Genomic DNA, 21,279 nt, shown 5'->3' with positions numbered 1-21,279 from the left:
CCTAATGCGCTCGCTTAGGAATCTATCATTCAGCTCTATTTATATACTATTATAGCTTTTTATTCTATCTCCATTTCAATTTTAACTATTCGACGGTTTTTATCCCAAAAGTGAGGTAGGAGCTGTTTATCTTATTTCCAATTATCTCTTCTTTCTAAGAACCTGTACTTTCATACAACCTAAATGCTTTTTCAAACAAACACACAGAAACAATCAAAAATACACCTGAGACCGCTATACCCAATGCAAATATCCAGGCTATATTTTTTATCTGAATAATCGGAAAATAACTGATAAAACCAACAGGAATTATAACTGTAAATATAAATCTTATCACCGGATTATAAACAGTCAGGGGATATTTGCACATATCAACCAGTGAAAACAGAAATTTAATAGGCATAAGTGTATCCTTATATCTAAAACCTAAAATATTAATTAAAAGACAAAGAGAGAATATTATAATCACTCCCGGAAATACTGATAAAAACAGCATTATACTTATAAATAAACCACAGTTAAGCCTAATGATTGATATAATAAAAATCACAAGATTTACTGTTACATTCGGAAATTCTTTTATGTCTATATTTTCAAAAATTATATAAACCAACTTATTTACCGGTTTCAAAAGCACCATATCAAGCTCCGCATCTCTTATGTATATACCTGTAAAACCGATAATTCCCGGCAAAAGCATCCACGATACAGCCTGAATAAAAACTATAAGGAAATACAGATAAGCTGCTTTCTCACTTTCAAGACCTCCCACAAGGCTAAAATTAGTTAATATGAATTCGATCAAAAAAATGCTTATTACTGCTTTTATTATGCAGGAAAGAAGTCCTAAGTAAAAATCTTTTTTATACATTTTAAGCATGGACAGCTTTGTAAAAAATAATTTTATATAAATTCCCATCTCAGCCTCCAAAAATATCTAACTTTGAAATAGCCCTCTTGTATACAATTTTTGTGAATATGCAAAGAAAAATAAACCACATAATTTGAACAAGAATCTCATAAATATCAGCCTTTCCCGTAAGCCATACGGAAATCGGAAAGTCTACAACATACCTGAATGGAAGTATCTTTGTAATCATTATCAGCCATTCCGGCATAAATTTAATCGGAAGCAAGGCTCCTGACAAAAATAAATTTACAAGGTCAAAGGTCAGAAATATTCCCCAGATATTAGTTGTCACAAAGCTTACCAGTCCCACAAGATAAAAAAGGTTAAAGGCTATGCCATAGCTTAAAATTAAAACTAATATAAATAACAAAATATTTTCGCAAGGTACTAAAGAAGTACTGAACAATGCGATAAGTATTATAGGCAAGCCCATAAATATTAGGGTAAATATCACATCTCCGAAAGCATATAACAGATAATATGTCCTAAAGCCAAGCGGTTTTAGGAAGACGTTGATAATTTCTCCTCTTTTAACTCCCCAGCCTATTTCCATAGCAATCCACCTCGGAATAATGCTCTGAATCAGAAATGATACCACAAAATAGGTGAGAATGGTTTCGCCCGTAAAGCCATTATATTCACGCTCCCCGCTATACAAGGAACTCCACAGGTAATAATAGCTTATAAATTGAGTTATGCCTGTAAGGGCATAGAAAAACAGCTTTATTTTGTAAGCTGAGCTTGCTTTTATGGAAATAGCCATAACTGACAGGTATTTTTCTAACTTAACTAACAGGCTCATCTATATATTCCCCTTATTATATCCTCCAAACTGTCACTGTTTATCGTGAAATCTGTAGGCTTTATTCCTTCATTTTTTAATTCTTCCATAATTTCAAAAATATTTATTTTTTCTTCATTAAATGAAAAATTTATAGAATTTTCTCCCCTGTCAGTGCCAAAATTCATAAATTTATTTGCCCATTTCTGTTCAAATAAATAAATTATTTTGTCTAAATCAGTTTTACTTTCCAGTAAAAGTCTTACATTCTTTGTACCGCCATAGAGCTTTCTAAAGTCCTTTAATGGTAAATCGTGAAGAATATTTCCCTTTTCAAGAATGATAATTCTTTCACATACATCTTCTATATCTTTCATGTCATGTGAGGTAAACAGCATAGTTGTATTAAACTCTCTGTTTACCTCGTTTAAGAGTTTTTTGATTTCATTTTTAACTATAAGGTCTAAGCCTATGGTTGCTTCATCTAAGAATAAAATTTTCGGAGAATGCAGCAGAGATAAGGCTATGTTACATTTCATCTTCTGCCCTAAAGAAAGCTCCAGAACTCTCTTTTTCATAAGCGGTGCAATATCTGTATATTCATTCAGAAATTGCAGTCTGTCTTTGTAGGTCTTATCCGACAGCTTATACAGGCTTTTATTAAATATGAAAGAATCTTCCACTCTTAAATCCCAGAACAACTGGTTTCTCTGTCCAAATATTACCCCTATATTCTCCACATAGTTTTTTCTTTCTTCAAAAGGATTGAAACCAAGTATACTAATCTCACCACCTGTAGGTTTGATAAGACCTGTAAGCATCTTTATGGTAGTAGATTTGCCTGCTCCGTTAAGTCCTACATAACCGACTTTTTCACCTTCTGTTATGCTTAAATCTATGCCCTTTATTACTTTTACGGTTTCTTTACCTGTTTTTACAAAATATTCTTTTGTAAGATTTTTTACTGTTAAAATTTCTTTCATAAGTTTTCCTTAATTATTTTTTACTTTCACCAAGTATATCAACCATTTCACCAGGTGTCACAATAAAATCTTTAATTGGGTAATGTTTCTGATTTCCGGTAACTAAATATGAGTTATCATCCCGCTTTTCCATAGCCACCTCATAAAATATTAAATCATCCATATCTATTAAAATTTCTCCTGTTGGCTTTGGAAATACTTCTACTCCATATTGTATTATAGCACCAATTATTTTCTTTATTACTGCATCTGAAATTTTAAATTTACTTCTATGAAGCACCTCCTGATATTCATTAATAATATCCAAATGGTACAAAGGAGTGATATCTCCATATAAAACAGCCTCCAAAACTTTTATCGTAGCAGATTCAGGATTTTTCGTTATAAGTGCAGATACAATCACATTTGTATCTATTACTGCATATACCAAATTAATCACCTCTTTCTTGATGCTCTGGCTGCCTTTATTTCCTCATTAATTTCCTCCAAAGACATTTCCGGTATATCAGCTGTTTGCTTTCTGGCTTCATAAAATGCCTTAAGTGCATCTGTTCTTGTTATAGTATCTTCTGATAATATTAAATCAAACGGAATACCCCGTACCTGTTTGCTACGTTTCATAAACATCCGAAATGCAGTAGGTAAATCTATACCTAACTGTTCATATATGTCTGTTACTTCCTGTTTTAATTTTTTATCTGCCCTAAATTGTATCAAAACCTGTTCTCCCATGATATTTCCTCCTTACATATTGTATTCCTTTATAATGTTTCTTTAATACCATTATATGTTTTTATAATGAAAATATCAATACAATGCAAAACACAAGAATAAATATCTTAATAAGTCCACCTAAACTGCTTGCTCCTGTTAAACATAAACTTAAAAATCAAATATCCCGCTAACAGCCAGCTTGCACATATTGACAAGAAAATTATTGTATCTGTAAGTCTAAGTCCGTTCTCTAAGATTAAAGAAGCATATTTTACCCCATAAGATATCGGATTTGTATAAACCAAAACATCAGGGATTTTAACTATACTTCCCGACAAAAAGAGAAAACCGTAGCTTATGATATTTACAAAAGAAGCCACCTTCGTAAACATAAGGGTTACAGAAGCCAGTACATAGGACAGCCCCATTATTCCTATACAGACAAAAATTGTAATGTATAAATATTCTGCCCTGAACAGGTTTTCAATACCAAAGAATAACATTGCAATAATAAGGGTTATAATAGCTTTTATAACATTGATGCTAAACCATACCACAGTTTTTACCGTAACAATCTGCGCTATCGAATAAGGTTTAATCATAATATTTTGCAAAGTTCCAAGCTGTTTTTCTGTGGATATGCACATAGAGGCTTCTGATATAACTCCGCTTGCAAGCATCCACAATATATATCCAAATACCTTTTCGGTGGTATTTCCCTCAGTATTTATTACAATCAGTAATATAAAAAAATCTGTAATAAGTCCTACTATATAATCAGGATAATAGCTTACCGCTTCGATAAGACTTTTTCTAAATTCAGCTTTAATCAGATTCATCAAGTGCCTCCATTACCTTTTCTTCCATGTCTTTCTTTTTCTTCACTATCTCTATTATTTCTTCATTTGCAAAGCTGTCATAAACTTCCGCAAACTCTCCTTCTACCTCTTCTTCCACTATTTTCCCGTCTTTAATGTATGAAACTATATAACTTAGGTTTTTATCTTCGATATTTTCTGAGAAATCCTTAACTACTCCGTCTTTTAGTATTAGAACTCTGCAGTTAAGCTTCTGCACTACTTCCATCTGGTGTGTGGTAAGTATGACTGCCATTCCTTTTTCTTTTACCAAGCAGTTAAGGTTGTCAATAACCGAGTTTTTACTTTTTATATCAAGACCTAAGGTTGGTTCATCTAAAAGCAAAAGCTTGGGCGACTGCATAAGAGATATTATCAGAGCAAGTTTTTGTTGCATTCCTCTTGAATACTCACCTACAGGTTTATTTATAGCTTCTTTTAATTCAAAATCGTCTATGTACCTAGCTATTTCAGGGCTTTTACTGTCTATCTTGGATAGCCCTGCGAAATACTCTATATTCTGCCAGCCTGTTAAATAGTCATATACATTGGTACTTGATTCAAGTAAGGCACTTACTTTATTAAAATACTCACTGTTTTTACATTTATGTATGTCCTTATCATCAAGTGTTATCTCTCCCGAATCTTGGCGTATCATTTTTAATATACAATTTATTATGGTTGTTTTTCCTGCTCCGTTGTTTCCTAAAAGACAGACTATTTCACCTGTATTTACGGTAAATGATACATCTTTTAGGACTGATTTTTCTCGGAAGGATTTACGTAGGTTGGTTATTTTTAGCATTAGAGACTCCTTTATTATCAGAATTTCATTTTTATATATTATTACTCTAAATAAATACGCCCTATTTTAACACATTTCTTACAACATTAACAGAACACAATATAGTATACTTTTTAGTTTTGCAAAAGAGAATCTCAAGTGCAGAGCGTATTGATAATAATACAATTTCTTGATATAATTAAATTATAACATATAGAAACGGAGATTTAAGAATGCCCATCATTTCACGATTTTATGGTATTATAATAAAAATGTATTTTCAACAAAGCGAACATAACCCTCCACACTTTCATGCTTTATATGGTGAATATATAGGCGCTTTTGATATTAATACCCTTAATATGATTGAAGGTGATTTACCTGCTAAAGCACAATCTCTTGTGAAAGAATGGGCGGTTAAGCATAAAACGGAATTACAAAAAATTTGGGATACACAGGAGTTTATCAAGCTGCCACCATTATAATGGCTATAGACGGCAGAAAGGAGATACGATGTTTTATAAGATTAAAGATGTTAAACCTTTGCCCGAATATAATCTTCTTATAAATTTTGTCAATGGTGAATGCAAGCAATATAATGTTGCTTCTCTTTTTAACAAATTTGAATCATTTAAAACTCTCTCAAATGTCAAAGGTTTGTTTGAACAGGTACAAGTGGATTCCGGGGGATATGGTATCTCTTGGAATGATGATATTGACTTATCATGTAATGAACTTTGGGAAAATGGAAGAGTTGTAGACTATGTATAATTATTCTTACTTAAAAATAACAACAATATATTAAAAAAGGGCTTCCACACTGAAAAAATATTTGCAAAATATTGTAATTAGTTAATAATAAGTTGTCAAAGATGGGATTATAAGCAAATACTCTCTATCTTAACACATTTCCCACAATATTAACAGACCATTAGGTTTTACGTTTTTAGTTTTGTAAATCCTAACGGTCTGTTTCATTAATAAAAACTATAATAATTTGTCTGGTATAGAAAAAACTCAGTGATTACTTTTATCTCTGATTTTAGTAATACTGTCTATACACTGAGATATTGCTAATACTGTCAAAAATATAAAAAGAAATAAATTATCCGTCTTGCGTATTCCAAGTAAATTCATTATTATAAGTATAATTCCTGCAACAGACACAATCAACTGAAGGAAAGTTATTGCATATAAATATTTTTTACCCATTATTATATCTCCTATCTTAATAGGTATCAATAGATAGCCCTACAGCAGACCATCCTCTCACTGAATAGCCATCTTTATGCATGTTAATCTCCGTATATTTCATATCAATGGTTACTTCTAATCCTTTATTTCCTGCGACTGCATTAGCAATTGCAACAGTGTTCAAAATCCAAGAAACGAAATTTAATCCCGGTATAAAATTAGCACCCAACTTTTTAGTGATTGCTGCTGAAATTGCCTTAGCTGCCTTCTTCTTAGCTAATGCGGATAAACTTCCACTTGTATACAAAGGTAAACCCATAACCTCATTGGAAACTTTAATTTTATAAGTACGATACTCACCTATTTTGGGTGAGTTTGAATATCTTGTAATGCTCCTTAATCCGCTAAATCCTCTATCGCGAGTATATATAGTCTCAGTAACTTCTACCGGCACAATTACTCCTTTTTCAGCTTCAACATAAATAATTTCTGTATTTGTTATTTTTTTCATACCAATCATAATGCTGGCATAAACACTACTGGAGAAAACACTTGAAGTCAAAATCACCATAGCTAACATAAATGTAAAGTATTTACTTATTTTATTCATTATATAACTCCTTTCAAGTTAAAACAATCAGATTCTCTCGAGATTTTTTCACTTAATTAAGCGCCCTCATCATATCACATATCCCTACACATTAACATACCACTAGAGTTTACATAAATGAATAAAAAATGTAAACCCAACCGGTCTGTTCTATTATTTAATATTATGTTATTCTGCGTAAGTGTATCAAAAATAAATCAAATTAAGAAAGAGGTATTCATATGAAAACAAAGAAAAAAGTTCTTTTAGCCTTTACTACAATTATAGTCTGTCTTATATTTTCAATAACCACTATTTCAGAAATATCAAAAAGCAGTTATACAAGTGTATCTATAAAAAGTATATGTGCAGACAAAACAGGCGATACTACAAGAGGAATAAAATCTATATAAATAATAGGTTTTATATGAAAACGCTAATACCACTTTATATTACTGTCAAATACTTTTTCATAATACTCTTTTATCATCATTGCATCTTCATACATTTCATATAACTCGGCAATATAGAACATATCCTTACAAATCTTTTTTGCTTGTTCTATATTACTGAGTTCTTCTTCTATAGTAGAAATATAATCAAGCAGGTTCAATAAAAATCCTACATCATTTTCTATAATAACTGTCTTTACCTCATTTAAAGCAATATTATAGCTCTTTTCATATTCTTTTGTATTTTTATATAGCCATACCAAATTTTTTGAAACAATTGCTATCCTAATATTAAATGCACTTTTTTTGTTGCTTACATCTGCAAAAAGCCTTTCAAGCATTTCTATCCCCTTATAAGGCTCTTTTATTCCCACCAGCCTGGATATATTACTCAAAAACTCAATCTCTTCTCTTGTATATATACTATTCTCTGAAACTTGTCCTGTATACGAAAATATCTCCCACAATCTTTTTATCTTCTCTTCATCTGAAATCTCTTCTGTATAAATCTCCAGTCCTTCTACCGCCTGTTTATTAATCGGAATGCTCATATCAAGCCTCTGTTTTAGTTTTTCTTTCTCTCTACAAAGTTTCTTAACTTCCCTGAGCGAAGCAAGCCTCCTGCATTCACTCATAAGCATAAAATCCTCATACTCAGCACTCTCTATCTCTCCCTTAAAGTAGAGCCATCTTAAATTTAATCTTTTTGCTATATTCTTCAATATGGTCTTTTTAGGATAACTTTTACCAAGTTCTGCTCTACTGTAGGTCTTTACATCACAAATATCTGCAATTACAGATTCTACGCTTAAACCTGTCTCTTTCCTTCTAAGTCTAAACACATCACTTAAAACCATGTATTTTTTTACATTTGTTATATGAATTTCAGGCATAAAACCGACAGAAACTCCTACCATAGCAAATACACTCTCTATTGCTTCTTTCTGCTTCATATAAATATTCTTTTTGCCAAAAGCCGGCTCATCTTCTATCAGAAGCCTCAATATCTCCGGAAGCTCTCTTATACAGAAAAATTTTGTAAGCATTTTAAGAATATCTTCCTCAAGTTCAAGCTTTTCACCGATATCAAAGCTTTCTCTATCATTTCTTAAAAAAGCAAGCCCCAATCTTGGAACTATCTTATGCTTAACAAGTCCATCTTCTATGCTTCTGTCTGCATATTTATAAAACTCATATAATTTACCTGTTATCCTCTCTTTTTTATCAGGAAACAGCTCATACTCTATGTCATATAAATTGGTTATTAAATGCCACTCGAATACAGAAAGGCGTTTTCTTTGTTTTACTATTTGGTCTATATCTTTTATTGTATAATCTATAGCTTTTTTTATATAAAAATATGCTTTTTCATAATTATTATTCACCTGTCTGTTTATTATATAGTCTATAAAATCTCTGTATTGATAATATATCCCGACATTTACCTTAGTCAAAGAATCAAATTTTTCCCTTTCAATTAACAGCTTCTCCCAATCTCTTTTTTCTGCATAAGCAAAACAATTAAGATACCACACATAAAACTTATGAAGTGCATCTGGTGTAATAAACTCAAACCTTTCATCTGAGACACCAAGTCTTTCAAGCAGAACCTGAAACATAAACATATCCGGTGTAAGCTCTCCATTTTCATACTTATTCCAAGCCGTTCTTGAGATTATGCCATGGAATACTTCATCCTGACTATATCCCATAGTCTCTCTTATATTTTTTAATGCATAGCCAAAATTATCTGTTAAACTTTTCATAGTATGCTCCTATGCTGTTTTAAAAACTATCCAAACAAGTCCTCTAACTTAATCAAAACTAATCTATCATTATCCTTATTTACATCCTTAAATCCCGAACGCGAAATAAATCCATATCTATAGCAGTTTAGCCCTGCCTTTTGAACCTGTGCTTTCTCATCTTTCACCATTTTCTTAGTAACAGGTTCTCCTCTAAATTTTAAATACCCTTTTGCCAATGCTTCAATTACCTCACTTGCATTAGCAATTTTCTTTATCTCAGACTTTAAGTACATTAAGACCTCATTCTCAAGTCTGGCACTGGGCGATGCAATAAGTTCGATAAAATTTCATTCGGTTACCTCTGACTCTACTTATTCCGAGTTAATTGTAACATACCTTAAAAGTATTTTAAATTCAAAAAAGGTCAAGCCAAAGCCCGACCTTAATTATATATTCTTATTATTTTAATATTTACATCAGCACCTTGCTTAAAAAGTCCTTAGTCCTAGGGTTCTTCGGATTGCCGAATATTTCTTCCGGGCTTCCTTCTTCAGCTATAATGCCTCCATCCATAAAGAGCACTCTGTCTGATACTTCCCTTGCAAAACCCATTTCGTGGGTAACTATTACAGTTGTCATTCCTTCACTTACAAGGCTTTTAATAACTGCAAGCACCTCTCCTACCATTTCAGGGTCGAGGGCTGAGGTTGGCTCGTCAAAGAGCATTACATCAGGCTCCATAGCTAAGGCTCTTACTATAGCAAGCCTCTGCTTCTGTCCTCCCGAGAGTTTGTTCGGTTTCTCGTCATATTTTTCAAGAAGCCCCACTCTGTCAAGCAGCTCTATTGCCTTTTTCTTAGCTTCTTCAGCATTTTTCTTACCAAGTAAAGTAGGTGCAAGTGTAATATTTTCACCAACTGAAAGATGTGGAAAGACATTGAAATGCTGGAATACCATTCCCATCTTCTGGCGGTGTATATCTATGTTTACTGATTTATCCGCTATATTGGTTCCTTCAAAATAAATTTCACCCTTTTCAGGTACTTCAAGGAGATTCAAACAACGTAGGAAGGTAGACTTGCCACCGCCCGAAGGTCCGATTATAGATATAACCTCTCCTTTACTGATATGTTCATTAACTCCCTTTAGTACCTGAAGCTCACCAAAGCTTTTATGTAAATCTACTACATCAATTAAGTATTCATTATGATTAGCATTCACCTGCCTTCATCCTCCTTTCAAGCACAGCCACACCTCTTGATAGTGTAAAAGTAAGTATAAAATATATAACTCCGATTATGATAAGTGGCTCAATTACAAGAAAAGTGGCTCCTGTTATGACCTGATATCTGGTCATCAAATCACCTACAAAGAAAGTGGATGCAAGAGAGGTTTCCTTAATCATCATAATAAACTCGTTACCAAGTGCAGGAAGTATATACCTTATTGCCTGAGGCAATACTATTTTAAACATAGTCTGTCTTTTATTTAAACCAAGTGACCTCGCTGCCTCCGTCTGACCTTTATCTACAGCTTCTATTCCTGACCTTATTACCTCAGATACATAGGCTGCTGAATTTAATATGAGTGCTACAGTCACACTGACAAAATCAGATGGCTTAAATGCCGAAAAAGCAAGTGGAATCAAGAATGTAAATATACATAATTGCAAAAGTATTGGTGTACCCCTTACTATCTCTATATAAGCTGAGACAATAAATCTTACAAGCCAAAATCTATTATTTTTAAGCATAGCCAGTACAGAACCTAAGATAGTTCCAAAAAATACAGTTATAAGGCTTAACAACAATGTATATCCTGTACCTATTAAAAACAGATTACCATACTTGTTTATTAAGAAGATTATATTTTTAATAATGTCCATTATTCATTAACCTCTACTCCAAGTGATTTTGCAAGCTCAATTGCTTTATCCTTCCACTGTTTATAAAGTCCTTTATCATTCACATCTTTTACTGCCATGTTTATTGCATTTACAAGCTTTGTTTCGCCCTTTGTGCAGGCAATTACATTTCCCTTAGATTCATACTCAAACTTAAACTCACTTATCGCAAGTTCTTTATGCGCATTAAGAAACATCTTCGCAACACCAAGATCAAGGGTAAGTCCGTCGGCTTTGCCTGCCAGTACCTCCATAATACCATTATTTACATCTGTTATAGGCTTGCAGGTAGCCTGTGATAACTGATTAGTAGTAAGATCAATCTGTATGGAACCGTTCTGCGCAAGTACAGTCTTTCCTGTAAAATCATCAGCTGTCTTAAGATTTGCTTCATTCTCTTTAAGAATAACTATTCCCTGTCCTTCATCTGCATCAGTGTTACCAAAAAGATCCGAAAGCTGCATATTTTTTGCACGTTCTTCTGTATATGCAAATCCTGCTATCGCCATATCTACCTGGCCTGTAGTAACAGCTGCCTTGATTGCATCAAACTTCATAGCTTTAATCTCAAGTTTTACTCCGAGACTGTCCGCTATATACTGGGCAAGATCCATATCACAGCCTACATACTTTGTTTCGCCGCTACTTAAATCCACAAATTCATTAGGAGCAAAATCAGGACTTGTTGCACAGGTTATAACTCCTGCTGCAAGTATCTTATCAAGTCTGTCGCCATCGCCTGTTATTGATGAAAGGTCAAGTTTAGTTGCTTCTGAAGTATTAACAGTAGAAGCTGTACTTGTTGTACTTGCGGTATTGCTTGCAGTACTTGTTGTACTACCGGCACTGCTTGTCTTACTTGCCGGCATATTCGATGAAGCACTTGTTTTGGAAGCACTCTTAGAGCCTTCTGCATTGGAGCCATTGCCTGAGCAGGCTGTGAGCATAGTAGCAAAGGCAAGGGTTAATGCTGCGACAAATTTCATTGATTTTTTCATATTGTTACTCCTCTCTGTGAATAAATATTCTTCATTTACTTTTTGTGATGAAGGTATTATAGCATAATCATTTGAATATTTAAAGCATAAATTTGCATAAATATACATTATTATTTTAATATTACACTGTGTGATTTGTTAACCACGGATATTAAGAAATGAATATTTAGTTTCAAACTTGGATTTTCTATTTAATTTATCCGGTTTTATGTGATATTTCAGTTTTTCTTAAAAATTTCTAAAGATATTGATGATATAATTATACTATCAAGCATATGAATAATTACAACACACTTTAAAACCACTTTATAATTGCCCCGCTGATATAATGCCTGCTCGGATATAAGGAGGAAATTTATGTTTAATTTTTTTAATGATGATTATTTTCCGGATACGGGTTTTACTATTTTAAGCATATTGCCTGTTATGTTTGTTATAACATTTGCTATAATTATTTTTTTAATAATAGCAGTTATCGTATCTTCCCTTCGCACAAATGCCCGAAATAATGCGGCTCCGAGATTAAAATCGCAGGCTAAGGTTGTATCAAGAAGAACAAACGTACATGGAATGCATGGAGGAAGTACAAGTACTGATTATTATATTACATTTGAATTTGAACAGGGCAGCAGAAAGGAATTTCAAGTTAACAATTATGAATACGGAACATTAATAGAGGGCGACATCGGTATACTGGAACATCAGGGAAGCAGATATTTTGGTTTTGAAAGAATATATTAACTTTTATACCTTGTAATTTAAATAACTTTAAAGCAAAAAATCACTCTAAACCTATAAGCAGGTAAGAGTGATTTTTACTGTTATGGTAAAATTGGGGGCGAATTCATTATCCCTGAAAGAAAAGATGCTCTATAAGTATCTTCGTGCCCATAAGTATAAGCACAACTCCACCTGCAATCTCAGCCTTGGTCTTTAATTTCTCTCCGAATATACTTCCAAGTTTAACCCCAATAAAGCAACAGACAAAGGTTGTTGTGCCGATTATAGAGATTGCGGGTATAATACTTACCTTTAAGAATGCAAAAGTAACCCCGATTGCAAGTGCATCTATACTGGTTGCAACCGCAAGTGTCAGCATAGTTTTTACATCCATGGCATCATTTACCGCTTCACAGGATTTTGCCTCTTTTATCATATTTATTCCTATGATTCCAAGAAGCACAAAGGCTATCCAGTGGTCTACGGAGCTTACCACATTCTTAAATCCACTTCCAAGAAAATAACCAATCAGCGGCATTAAAGCCTGAAATACTCCGAAGTAAAGTGAACAGACCAAAGCTTTCTTAATATTCATTTTTTTCATAGCCAAGCCCTTACAGACCGAAACTGCGAAGGCATCCATCGAAAGCCCCAATCCAATAAACAGTATATCAATAATATTCATAAATTAACCTCTTACTTTAAGAAGATAAAGTGCATAAATATCTGTATATTCGGATATTTATGCACTCAAAATCTACACTTCAAATAATATGTCTCTGTAGGTTGGAATAGGCCAGTAGTCACTATCCACTATAGTCTCAAGGGCGTCAATGCTTTCACGAAGCTTAAGCATTGCAGGCGCAACTTTAACATTAAACTCTTCTGCCTGCGCTCTGCCCTCCGGCAGTTTCTTCGCCTCTATAATCATTACTTCCATCTCATCAGTCATTCTGTCAGCATCTTCAAGAAGGGATGAAATTTTCTTTAGCAGATTCTTTTGTATTGAACACTCAAGGCCTATGCCGGTATGTTCCATCTCATTTATAGCCTTTGCAAGCACTGTCTGATACTTGATTACAGCAGGAATAAACAATCTCCTTACCATATCTACCATAGTTTTTGCTTCTATATTTATTGTCTTTGTATACTTCTCATACTGGATTTCCGCCCTTGATTCAAGCTCTGTGCGGTTTAACACCTTTTCTTTTTCAAAAACTTCTATAGTATGGTCACTTACAAGCGAAGGTATAGCTTCAACCATTGATTTTGTATTCGGAAGCCCACGTCTTTCGGCCTCTTTAACCCACTCCTCAGAATAGCCGTTTCCATTGAAAATAATTCTTCTATGCTCTGTGAGAGTATCTATAATAAGGTCATGTACAGCCTGATTAAAATCCTCCGCTTCCTCAAGCTTATCAGCCATATCTCTGAACACATTTGCAACTATGGTATTAAGCACTGTATTGGCACCGGCTATGGACATTGATGAAGCAACCATTCTATATTCAAACTTATTTCCCGTAAATGCAAACGGTGAAGTTCTGTTTCTGTCTGTAGCATCCAGAAAAAGATTAGGCAGGCTGTGTACACCTATATCAAGCTTTCTTCCCTGTTTACTTGAAGTAGCCTCTCCCGTCTCTATTATCTGCTCTACCAGATCTTCAAGCTGGTCTCCGAGGAAAATAGATATAATTGCAGGAGGAGCCTCATCCGCACCGAGCCTGTGCTCATTACCCGGATTGGATGCTGACAGCCTGAGCAATACAGCATTTTCATCTACCGCCTTTATTATAGCCGCAAGTACCAGCATAAACTGTATATTTTCATGAGGAGTTTTGCCCGGATCAAGCATATTTTTCCCGGTATTGGTAACTATAGACCAGTTATTATGCTTTCCTGAACCGTTTACACCTGCGAAAGGTTTCTCATGAAGCAGACACTCAAGTCCATGCCGCTTTGCCACCTTCCTCATAGTTTCCATAACAAGCTGGTTGTGGTCTGTTGCTATATTGGCGGTTGTAAATACCGGAGCCATCTCGTGCTGGGCAGGAGCCACCTCATTATGCTGAGTCTTGGCATAGATTCCAAGCTTCCAACATTCCTCATTCAACTCCTTCATAAAAAGCTCTATTCTCTCAGGAATATTGCCATAGTAATGGTCATCAAGTTCCTGTGTCTTAGGCGGCATAGCCCCAAAAAGAGTACGCCCTGTAAATAAAAGATCCTCACGTTTTAAGAAATTTTCTCTGTCTATAAGGAAATATTCCTGTTCAGGGCCGACTGAACAGCTGACATTGGTTACATCCTCGTCACCAAAAAGTTTTGCAATACGTGTTGCCTGCTTACTTATAGCCTCCATAGAGCGAAGCAGAGGTGTCTTTTCATCAAGAGCCTCTCCTGTATAGGAGCAAAATGCGGTAGGTATACAAAGTGTTACTCCCGCAGTATCTTCCTTTAAGAACGCAGGTGAAGTACAATCCCAGGCAGTATAACCTCTTGCCTCAAAGGTAGCCCTAAGTCCTCCCGAGGGGAAGGAAGATGCATCTGATTCTCCCTTAATAAGCTCTTTTCCTGAAAAGCGCATTATTATGCCGCCCTTACCCTCAGGTTTGAGGAAGGAATCATGTTTCTCAGCGGTTATTCCCGTCATTGGCTGGAACCAGTGTGAAAAATGGGTAGCCCCTCTTTCCACAGCCCAAGCCTTCATAGCATGTGCAACTGCTCTGGCTATCTTTTCATTCAAATCTTCGCCATTGTCAATGGTTTTTCTAAGCTCCTTATACACATCACTTGGAAGCCTATCCTTCATTACCTCATCGTTAAATACATTTTTTGCAAAATCTCTGGGTAGTGCAAACTTATCCGTGTCCATATTTTTCCTCTTTCATAAAATGATATTTACAATATCTTACCGGGCTCTGTTCTAATCCAAATACCACTGATCCTTATTTTCATTGTCCTCATCTGTTTGAACCATATCCATACATTTTACAAGTACCTTTTCCATCATAATAGATATAAGAAGGTTGACTGACACAGGCACAAAAAGCAGGGCTAAACCTGCAGAAATATATACAAGTACAAAGCCTCCAAACAACAGGATAATCGAAACTATTGTTGTAAGCAGATGCCTTATTGCCAAATAAAATGACAATCTGAAAAGTCCTGATATTTTTAGTGAAAATCTCGAAATAAGCGGAAAAATATAAACCGATATAAATGATATTACCAGTCCGATAACTAAATATACATATCGCATGGCAGTAAAATTATTTTTTATATAATCAACCACAAATCTTATGTCTACATAGATTATTGCTGCTGCCAAAACAAGGATGAGTCCCACTATAAAACTCTGTTTAAAATCTCTCTTTAACGCCTTAAAAAACTCTTTAATAGGATAACTTCTGTCACGCCTGATGGATTTAACCGAAGCATAATAAAGTGCTGATATGGCTGGTCCAATCGTTACAAGCGGTATACAGACAATTATAAACACAAGATTAAGCGCAACTACGTCAAAAAGCTTTCCCATAAAACGAAAGAAAGCATTGTCCATGTTAAATAAATTTCCCATTTTCTAACCTCTATCTATCTTTTGCTGATGTCTCATAACTATATAATTATCTACGTATTCAGGGGAGATGTCAAGCAGAAAATAGCAACTCAGATTTTAAGGTTTTGATAAAATTTATTATTATTAAGTCCAAACTGTGAAAATTTAGTTGTTATTTCAATTTGCATAAATTCTCAGTTTTAAAATATCAAATAACAATATGAAAATAAGAACAACAGAGTAGAGTTTTTGTTTGTAAAAATTAATAAAGAATGTTACAATATAGAATATTTTCCTATGTTTGCCACTATCATTTGTATATGAATTATTATAATACTTAATGCAGAAAAGTTGTGAATTTATGAAAGGATTATTAAAGGAGATATAAAAAATGATTTTACTTAAATGTGAAGCCTGTGGTGGAAACCAGCTAAAAAAGCAGGGCAATGTATATGAGTGTGCTTTTTGTGGAAGTAAATATATTTTAGATACTAACGAAAATATAATTAATAAGAGTTTAACTGAAGATGATATTATTCGCAAATTGGGATATGCTAATCAGCTGCATGAAGCCGATAAGTACGGAGAAGAATTAGAAATTCTTATTGAGTGTTATGAAAAAGATTCATATAATTCTGGTATTCTAACAAAACTTGGAAGATGTTACAGGAGTTTAAATTATATAGATAAAGCTATCGAATATTATAATATGGCTCTTGAGATTAACCCTAATGAAGCTGCCGCATATTCCAATATAGGAACCATACATATTTTAAGGGGTGATTATGATAAGGCTATGCCATATTATGAAAAAGGACTGCCTTTATTTGATAAGGCAGATTTTGACTACTGGATTGCCTATGCAAATTATGCAGTTGTTATAGCAAAACAAGGCGACCTAAAAAGAGCAGATGAAATGATAAAAGAAGCAGAATTACATGGTTATAAAAACGGAAAAACTCTTAGACAGATGGCAGGTATAAAGAATAAGGGAATATTGTCCGGATTAAAATCATTATTCTCATAGTTTAGACTCAAGCATTTTAATTTTGGCTGTGTTCTTTTTACTAACAAGCTGTTGTTCGAACATGATTTAGTTAGACTATGAAGATAAGTCTGCAAGTATAAATCTTCTATGATAACAAAAGGTGGAAATCTCTTATACAAGATTTTCACCTTTGTTTAATATATAACAGTAAAAAAACGGAATAACAATACATTGATTTATCGAGACTATGAAGATAAGTCTGTAAATAAAAATCTTCTATGATAATAAAGGGTGGAAATCTCTTAAATAGGATTTTCACCCTTGTTATATATATAACAGCTAAAAAAGGGGTTGTCAATATAGGGTGGCTAAGCCACCCACATCTTTTACCACTGTATTCTATTCAGGCAGTCGTCCTTCATACATAATGCTTAACTCACCGTAGACCTGTGCCCAGTTTCGTATCGTGGTAGTCCATTTTTTAGTTGCTTCAAATGTGGCTAAATACAAGGCCTTAAGGAGGGCTGTATCGCTTGGAAATACGCTTCTCTGACGGTTAAGCTTACGGTATGTAGAATTAAGCGATTCTATAGCATTAGTTGTATAAATAACCTTTCTAACAACGGAAGAAAACTTGAAAATAGGAGAAATAACATCCCAGTTATCCTTCCAGCGTTTCATTGAGTTAGGATACTTTGGTGTCCATTTTCCTGTCACGTGTTCCAAGGCCACTAGAGCTTTCTTTTCATCAGAAGCCTGGTAAATGGTCTTCAAATCTGTCGCAAATGCTTTCCTGTCTTTATCAGGTACATATTTCAATGTATTACGAACCTGATGAACAATACATCTTTGATACTCTGTTTTAGGAAAGGCTGCTCCAATGGCTTCCTTTATACCGGTAAGACCATCAGCGCAGATTACAAGGATGTCCTTTACTTCTCTGTTTTTAAGCTCATTTAGTACGGATAGCCAGTATTTTGAGCTTTCATTGTCACCTACCTGTATTGTAAGCACTTCTTTCTTTCCCTCAGTATTAATACCTAAGATGACATAGGCTGCAAGCTTCCTTATTACGCCGTTATCACGGACAGAATAGTGGATAGCATCAATATAAAGGATTGGATAAACTTCATCTAATGGCCTGTTCTGCCAGTCTTCAATCTGAGGCAGGATTTTATCTGTTACATCTGAAATGAAACCTTCAGACGTTTCAAAACCATATATGTCCTCTATTGTCTCTGAAATCTGCCTTGTTGTCATTCCTTTTGCATACATGGATATGATCTTCTGGTCAATGTCTGAAATGTCTTTCTGACGCTTTTTAACAATCTGAGGCTCGAAAGTAGACTTGCGATCCTGAGGAACCTCAATTCCGACCTGCCCATAGCTGCTGTTAACCATCTTAGGCTTATAGCCGTTTCTGTAGTCATCACTGTCATATCTCTCAGATTTGCCATATCCAAGATGTTCATCCATTTCTGCTTCCATCATCTCTTTGATGGTTCCACCTAACAGATCTTTAAGTGCATCCTGAATGTCTTCAGCTGTTTCAATATCATACTCTTGAAGTAACTGCTGAATAATGTTTCTTTTACCTTCAGTCATTACAACTTTGTGTACCGGTTTCTTTTCTCTTTTTGCCATAATAAAAGGCCTCCTATGATTTATATTTTATCATAGAAGACCTATTGCTTAATAGCTATTTACAGAAAAAGTTTCACATACGGGATTTATCATTAAGCCTGAGGCGTGAGTGCATTATACTTATTCTATACTTTTAACTTTTATTCCTTCATTTTTAATTATTTCTTCTAATTCTTTTTTTAATTTGTCTGCCTTATTTTTTTTATCAAAACCAAGACTCATAATTACATCAATATCATTATTACTATATATTACATATCCCGCCGAATTAATAGTCAGATTTAATATTTTACCAGTACTTTTTCCTGACGGCATATCAAATATATAAATATTTATCGTATAATCAATATCCTCAAACAGATAAGCTCCTTTCTCAAATAATCCCTTTAAAGTCGGATATAATTTAATATTTTTTAAAATATTGTTTACCACTTCATTATTCTTTGGCAACTCATATGTTTTACTTTCAACAATTGGTTCAACCTTATCATCCTCAAATTTCAAGCCAGAATTACTAAATACTACAAATGTTTTTTTCTCTCCTTTTGAAATGTTTATATCTCTAGGATAGAAATACATTCCCATCATCACAAATACTAATAGAATAAAAATTATTACAAATAATTTTTTTCTCCACATAATTTTACCTCTTTCCTGCAATCGCCACAAATTAAGAACGTAATAGCATAAGTGGCTACTAAAAGCCACCTTATGCCAAAATATTAACATTTAAGATTTAATCTGCATAATAACATCATGTTCTCCTGATGTAAAACATTCCAGTACATTTTCTTCACTTCGCTTTCTGATTTCTAAAGGAATATCTTCATATTCTACTTTCTTGATATAACAATTATCCTGCGAGCTTCTTCCTCCGGACAGTTCTAATAACTTCATCTCATTATACTGCTTCAGCTTATGATTTTTCAATATGCTGCCAATATTCTGCCTTCCACTTGGTATCACCCTTTCCTTAACCCAAAGCAAACCGGCTTCTTTAGGTATTGTATAAAATACTCTTATCATTTTCTTTCAAAGGCTTCTTAAAAATGCTTTTCTTATCTTCTATTAATTTTAAATTTTAAGAGGTTGACCTGCTTCCAATAAAGTTTTGACAAGGTTTATCTTCCATAACATCAAATTTTTCTATCTGCTCTTCATTGTAACAAGAGCATAACAGTGAAAGTCCATGATCAAATAGCGGTGCTATTCTTAAATAATGTTTTCTGCTATTACGCAGTACTTCTATATTAGCTCCATGCCTGTCTCTGTTTAATATAAGAAAATCAACCGCCAACATTGTATCTATATATCTCTGCCATCCATTCTCTTTGCAAAAATTGTAGCGTGAAGTCCCCTGTACTGTATTTATCTGATAATAATCGTCTAAAGCTACTTTAGATTCTCCCTGTGCTTTAAAATCTGCTGAAGCACACAGCCAGGTTTCGTATATTCTTCCTTCTATCTCTATATCAGCGTGAATCAACTGATACCCTTGTAAATATTATACATTTTTATTTGATGTATATCAAAGAAAAATCTTCTATAATAATAAAGAGTGGAAATCTCTTATAAAAGATTTTCACCCTTTGTTTAATATATAACAGTAAAAAACAGTATAACAATGCAAAGTATTTCTGTCACCCTGTTTCTTTTATTATTTTATTCTATTCAGGTATTCGCCCTTTCTTACCCTTTACTTATCTTTTTTAATTCTCTTCCTGTTCCGATAGTCATAATCAAACCTATTAAAAACAGAACTGCTCCCAATCCGATAGAAACTATCATCATAATATCCGCTATGATAAGCTGCTCGAAGCCTTTGATTTTTGGCAGCTTATATCCTCCGTTTCTAGAGCGATATACCTCTATCTCTCTGATATCTCCAGTCTTTGCAGCTGTGGAAAATTCCTTTTTTCCCTTATATTTCTGCCCCGCTACTGAATACGTAAGTTCTGCATCCCAATACATTTCGACGGTTCCGTTGGGGTCTTTTCTCTCTTTGACCTCGGAATAGGTTACCTCTGCCTGTACAGTGGTAATCTCCTCCGAATTCTTATAGTCATTATATTCCAGAAAATTTCCTATCACTCCGGTAATACCAAGTATCAGAAAAACAAGTCCTACTATCCCAACAAATATGCAGCTGTAAAGCTGTTTCCTGACTTTTACCTTATGCTGTTCACGACGTTCCGATTTTTTACTCATACTTAACATCCTCCCCTTCAATCTGCATCTGCCCCCTCTACCCCTTGCAAAGAATAAAAATTCCCGCATAGGCAAGCTTATATCAGATTATTATATTTTTTACATATGTGTCATATATATAATACCATAAATTTCAAATTTTTCCCACTAAACTTTATAACTAGCCCTATAAAACTGTATTCCGCATACAATCCCCGTCTTTTCAAAATGTTTCTTCAACAATTTTTTCAGTAAAAAATGTTTATCA

The 21,279-nt window shown here is 34.0% G+C and carries 27 protein-coding genes; 5 read left to right on the top strand and 22 right to left on the bottom strand.

Annotated features, from left to right (window positions below):
- Positions 1-154 precede the first annotated feature (154 nt).
- From GCWU000282_RS07850 to GCWU000282_RS07820, 7 genes are all read right to left on the bottom strand, one after another.
- A complete protein-coding gene (locus GCWU000282_RS07850) occupies positions 155-919 on the bottom strand; it encodes an ABC-2 family transporter protein (protein ID WP_023354537.1) in 765 nt (254 codons plus the stop codon).
- A gap of 1 nt (position 920) precedes the next feature.
- Positions 921-1,712 (bottom strand): ABC transporter permease, encoded by a 792-nt coding sequence (locus GCWU000282_RS07845; RefSeq protein ID WP_023354536.1) that lies wholly within the window; start codon positions 1,710-1,712, stop codon positions 921-923.
- Complete coding sequence (locus tag GCWU000282_RS07840; RefSeq protein ID WP_023354535.1) at positions 1,709-2,674, bottom strand: ABC transporter ATP-binding protein; 966 nt, start codon at positions 2,672-2,674, stop codon at positions 1,709-1,711. Before GCWU000282_RS07840 ends, GCWU000282_RS07845 begins: the two co-directional genes overlap by 4 nt.
- A gap of 13 nt (positions 2,675-2,687) precedes the next feature.
- Positions 2,688-3,104, bottom strand: a complete 417-nt coding sequence (locus GCWU000282_RS07835; protein ID WP_035040027.1) for a putative toxin-antitoxin system toxin component, PIN family — start codon at positions 3,102-3,104, stop codon at positions 2,688-2,690.
- Between the two features lie 5 nt (positions 3,105-3,109).
- Positions 3,110-3,406 carry a type II toxin-antitoxin system RelB/DinJ family antitoxin gene (locus GCWU000282_RS07830; RefSeq protein WP_023354533.1) on the bottom strand — a complete coding sequence of 99 codons (297 nt, stop codon included), beginning with the start codon at positions 3,404-3,406 and terminating at the stop codon, positions 3,110-3,112.
- A 107-nt stretch (positions 3,407-3,513) separates the two neighbouring features.
- Positions 3,514-4,227, bottom strand: coding sequence for an ABC transporter permease (locus GCWU000282_RS07825; RefSeq protein WP_023354532.1), 714 nt, complete (start codon positions 4,225-4,227; stop codon positions 3,514-3,516).
- Entirely contained in the window at positions 4,214-5,050 is an 837-nt protein-coding gene (locus GCWU000282_RS07820) for an ABC transporter ATP-binding protein (protein WP_023354531.1), read from the bottom strand. The genes GCWU000282_RS07825 and GCWU000282_RS07820 overlap by 14 nt, the downstream gene beginning before the upstream one ends.
- Before the next feature lie 212 nt (positions 5,051-5,262).
- Between GCWU000282_RS07820 and GCWU000282_RS07815 the strand changes: the two genes are divergently transcribed.
- The gene (locus tag GCWU000282_RS07815; RefSeq protein ID WP_023354530.1) at positions 5,263-5,514 is read left to right on the top strand and encodes a DUF4160 domain-containing protein; all 252 of its coding nucleotides are present in this window, start codon (positions 5,263-5,265) and stop codon (positions 5,512-5,514) included.
- Between the two features lie 28 nt (positions 5,515-5,542).
- Entirely contained in the window at positions 5,543-5,800 is a 258-nt protein-coding gene (locus GCWU000282_RS07810) for a DUF2442 domain-containing protein (protein WP_023354529.1), read from the top strand.
- Between the two features lie 246 nt (positions 5,801-6,046).
- On the opposite strand, the gene GCWU000282_RS07805 is transcribed toward GCWU000282_RS07810, so the two are convergent.
- Both GCWU000282_RS07805 and GCWU000282_RS07800 read right to left on the bottom strand, forming a co-directional pair.
- Positions 6,047-6,241 carry a hypothetical protein gene (locus GCWU000282_RS07805; RefSeq protein WP_035040024.1) on the bottom strand — a complete coding sequence of 65 codons (195 nt, stop codon included), beginning with the start codon at positions 6,239-6,241 and terminating at the stop codon, positions 6,047-6,049.
- 16 nt (positions 6,242-6,257) lie between these two features.
- A complete protein-coding gene (locus GCWU000282_RS07800) occupies positions 6,258-6,833 on the bottom strand; it encodes a hypothetical protein (protein ID WP_023354527.1) in 576 nt (191 codons plus the stop codon).
- Positions 6,834-7,054: 221 nt separating this feature from the next.
- On the opposite strand from GCWU000282_RS07800, the gene GCWU000282_RS16630 reads away from it, so the two are divergent.
- Complete coding sequence (locus tag GCWU000282_RS16630) at positions 7,055-7,225, top strand: hypothetical protein (protein WP_023354526.1); 171 nt, start codon at positions 7,055-7,057, stop codon at positions 7,223-7,225.
- 23 nt (positions 7,226-7,248) lie between these two features.
- On the opposite strand, the gene GCWU000282_RS07795 is transcribed toward GCWU000282_RS16630, so the two are convergent.
- The 5 genes from GCWU000282_RS07795 to GCWU000282_RS07775 all read right to left on the bottom strand — a co-directional run bounded on the left by GCWU000282_RS07795 (position 7,249) and on the right by GCWU000282_RS07775 (position 11,913).
- The gene (locus tag GCWU000282_RS07795) at positions 7,249-9,030 is read right to left on the bottom strand and encodes a helix-turn-helix domain-containing protein (RefSeq protein WP_023354525.1); all 1,782 of its coding nucleotides are present in this window, start codon (positions 9,028-9,030) and stop codon (positions 7,249-7,251) included.
- Positions 9,031-9,056: 26 nt separating this feature from the next.
- Entirely contained in the window at positions 9,057-9,305 is a 249-nt protein-coding gene (locus tag GCWU000282_RS07790; RefSeq protein WP_023354524.1) for a hypothetical protein, read from the bottom strand.
- Between the two features lie 178 nt (positions 9,306-9,483).
- Entirely contained in the window at positions 9,484-10,233 is a 750-nt protein-coding gene (locus tag GCWU000282_RS07785) for an amino acid ABC transporter ATP-binding protein (protein WP_023354523.1), read from the bottom strand.
- The gene (locus GCWU000282_RS07780) at positions 10,223-10,897 is read right to left on the bottom strand and encodes an amino acid ABC transporter permease (RefSeq protein WP_023354522.1); all 675 of its coding nucleotides are present in this window, start codon (positions 10,895-10,897) and stop codon (positions 10,223-10,225) included. The genes GCWU000282_RS07785 and GCWU000282_RS07780 overlap by 11 nt, the downstream gene beginning before the upstream one ends.
- Positions 10,897-11,913 (bottom strand): transporter substrate-binding domain-containing protein, encoded by a 1,017-nt coding sequence (locus GCWU000282_RS07775; RefSeq protein WP_051384159.1) that lies wholly within the window; start codon positions 11,911-11,913, stop codon positions 10,897-10,899. The genes GCWU000282_RS07780 and GCWU000282_RS07775 overlap by 1 nt, the downstream gene beginning before the upstream one ends.
- 357 nt (positions 11,914-12,270) lie before the next feature.
- Between GCWU000282_RS07775 and GCWU000282_RS07770 the strand changes: the two genes are divergently transcribed.
- Positions 12,271-12,654 (top strand): DUF2500 domain-containing protein, encoded by a 384-nt coding sequence (locus GCWU000282_RS07770; RefSeq protein WP_023354520.1) that lies wholly within the window; start codon positions 12,271-12,273, stop codon positions 12,652-12,654.
- A 106-nt stretch (positions 12,655-12,760) separates the two neighbouring features.
- Here GCWU000282_RS07770 and GCWU000282_RS07765 read toward each other — a convergent pair whose 3' ends face one another.
- The 3 genes from GCWU000282_RS07765 to GCWU000282_RS07755 form a co-directional block, all read right to left on the bottom strand.
- The gene (locus GCWU000282_RS07765) at positions 12,761-13,318 is read right to left on the bottom strand and encodes a manganese efflux pump MntP (protein WP_023354519.1); all 558 of its coding nucleotides are present in this window, start codon (positions 13,316-13,318) and stop codon (positions 12,761-12,763) included.
- Between the two features lie 72 nt (positions 13,319-13,390).
- The gene (locus GCWU000282_RS07760) at positions 13,391-15,508 is read right to left on the bottom strand and encodes a glutamine synthetase III family protein (RefSeq protein WP_023354518.1); all 2,118 of its coding nucleotides are present in this window, start codon (positions 15,506-15,508) and stop codon (positions 13,391-13,393) included.
- A gap of 51 nt (positions 15,509-15,559) precedes the next feature.
- Positions 15,560-16,213: a YesL family protein gene (locus GCWU000282_RS07755; RefSeq protein ID WP_023354517.1), complete on the bottom strand. Its 654-nt coding sequence runs from the start codon at positions 16,211-16,213 to the stop codon at positions 15,560-15,562.
- A 370-nt stretch (positions 16,214-16,583) separates the two neighbouring features.
- Between GCWU000282_RS07755 and GCWU000282_RS07750 the strand changes: the two genes are divergently transcribed.
- On the top strand, positions 16,584-17,219 hold the full coding sequence (locus GCWU000282_RS07750) for a tetratricopeptide repeat protein (protein ID WP_023354516.1): 636 nt from the start codon (positions 16,584-16,586) through the stop codon (positions 17,217-17,219).
- 360 nt (positions 17,220-17,579) lie between these two features.
- Here GCWU000282_RS07750 and GCWU000282_RS07745 read toward each other — a convergent pair whose 3' ends face one another.
- The 5 genes from GCWU000282_RS07745 to GCWU000282_RS07725 form a co-directional block, all read right to left on the bottom strand.
- A complete protein-coding gene (locus tag GCWU000282_RS07745; RefSeq protein WP_408605504.1) occupies positions 17,580-18,785 on the bottom strand; it encodes an IS256 family transposase in 1,206 nt (401 codons plus the stop codon).
- A 159-nt stretch (positions 18,786-18,944) separates the two neighbouring features.
- Entirely contained in the window at positions 18,945-19,463 is a 519-nt protein-coding gene (locus GCWU000282_RS07740; protein WP_035040021.1) for a hypothetical protein, read from the bottom strand.
- A gap of 90 nt (positions 19,464-19,553) precedes the next feature.
- Positions 19,554-19,850, bottom strand: a complete 297-nt coding sequence (locus GCWU000282_RS07735; RefSeq protein WP_023354512.1) for a hypothetical protein — start codon at positions 19,848-19,850, stop codon at positions 19,554-19,556.
- 55 nt (positions 19,851-19,905) lie between these two features.
- Positions 19,906-20,310 (bottom strand): HipA domain-containing protein, encoded by a 405-nt coding sequence (locus GCWU000282_RS07730; protein WP_023354511.1) that lies wholly within the window; start codon positions 20,308-20,310, stop codon positions 19,906-19,908.
- Positions 20,311-20,513: 203 nt separating this feature from the next.
- Positions 20,514-21,032, bottom strand: a complete 519-nt coding sequence (locus GCWU000282_RS07725) for a DUF3592 domain-containing protein (RefSeq protein ID WP_156913130.1) — start codon at positions 21,030-21,032, stop codon at positions 20,514-20,516.
- Positions 21,033-21,279: the final 247 nt, after the last annotated feature.

The organism is Catonella morbi ATCC 51271, assembly GCF_000160035.2.
Classification (GTDB): domain Bacteria; phylum Bacillota; class Clostridia; order Lachnospirales; family Lachnospiraceae; genus Catonella; species Catonella morbi.
Note: the sequence above shows the minus strand (reverse complement) of the source record. Positions and strands in the feature narration are given on the sequence as shown.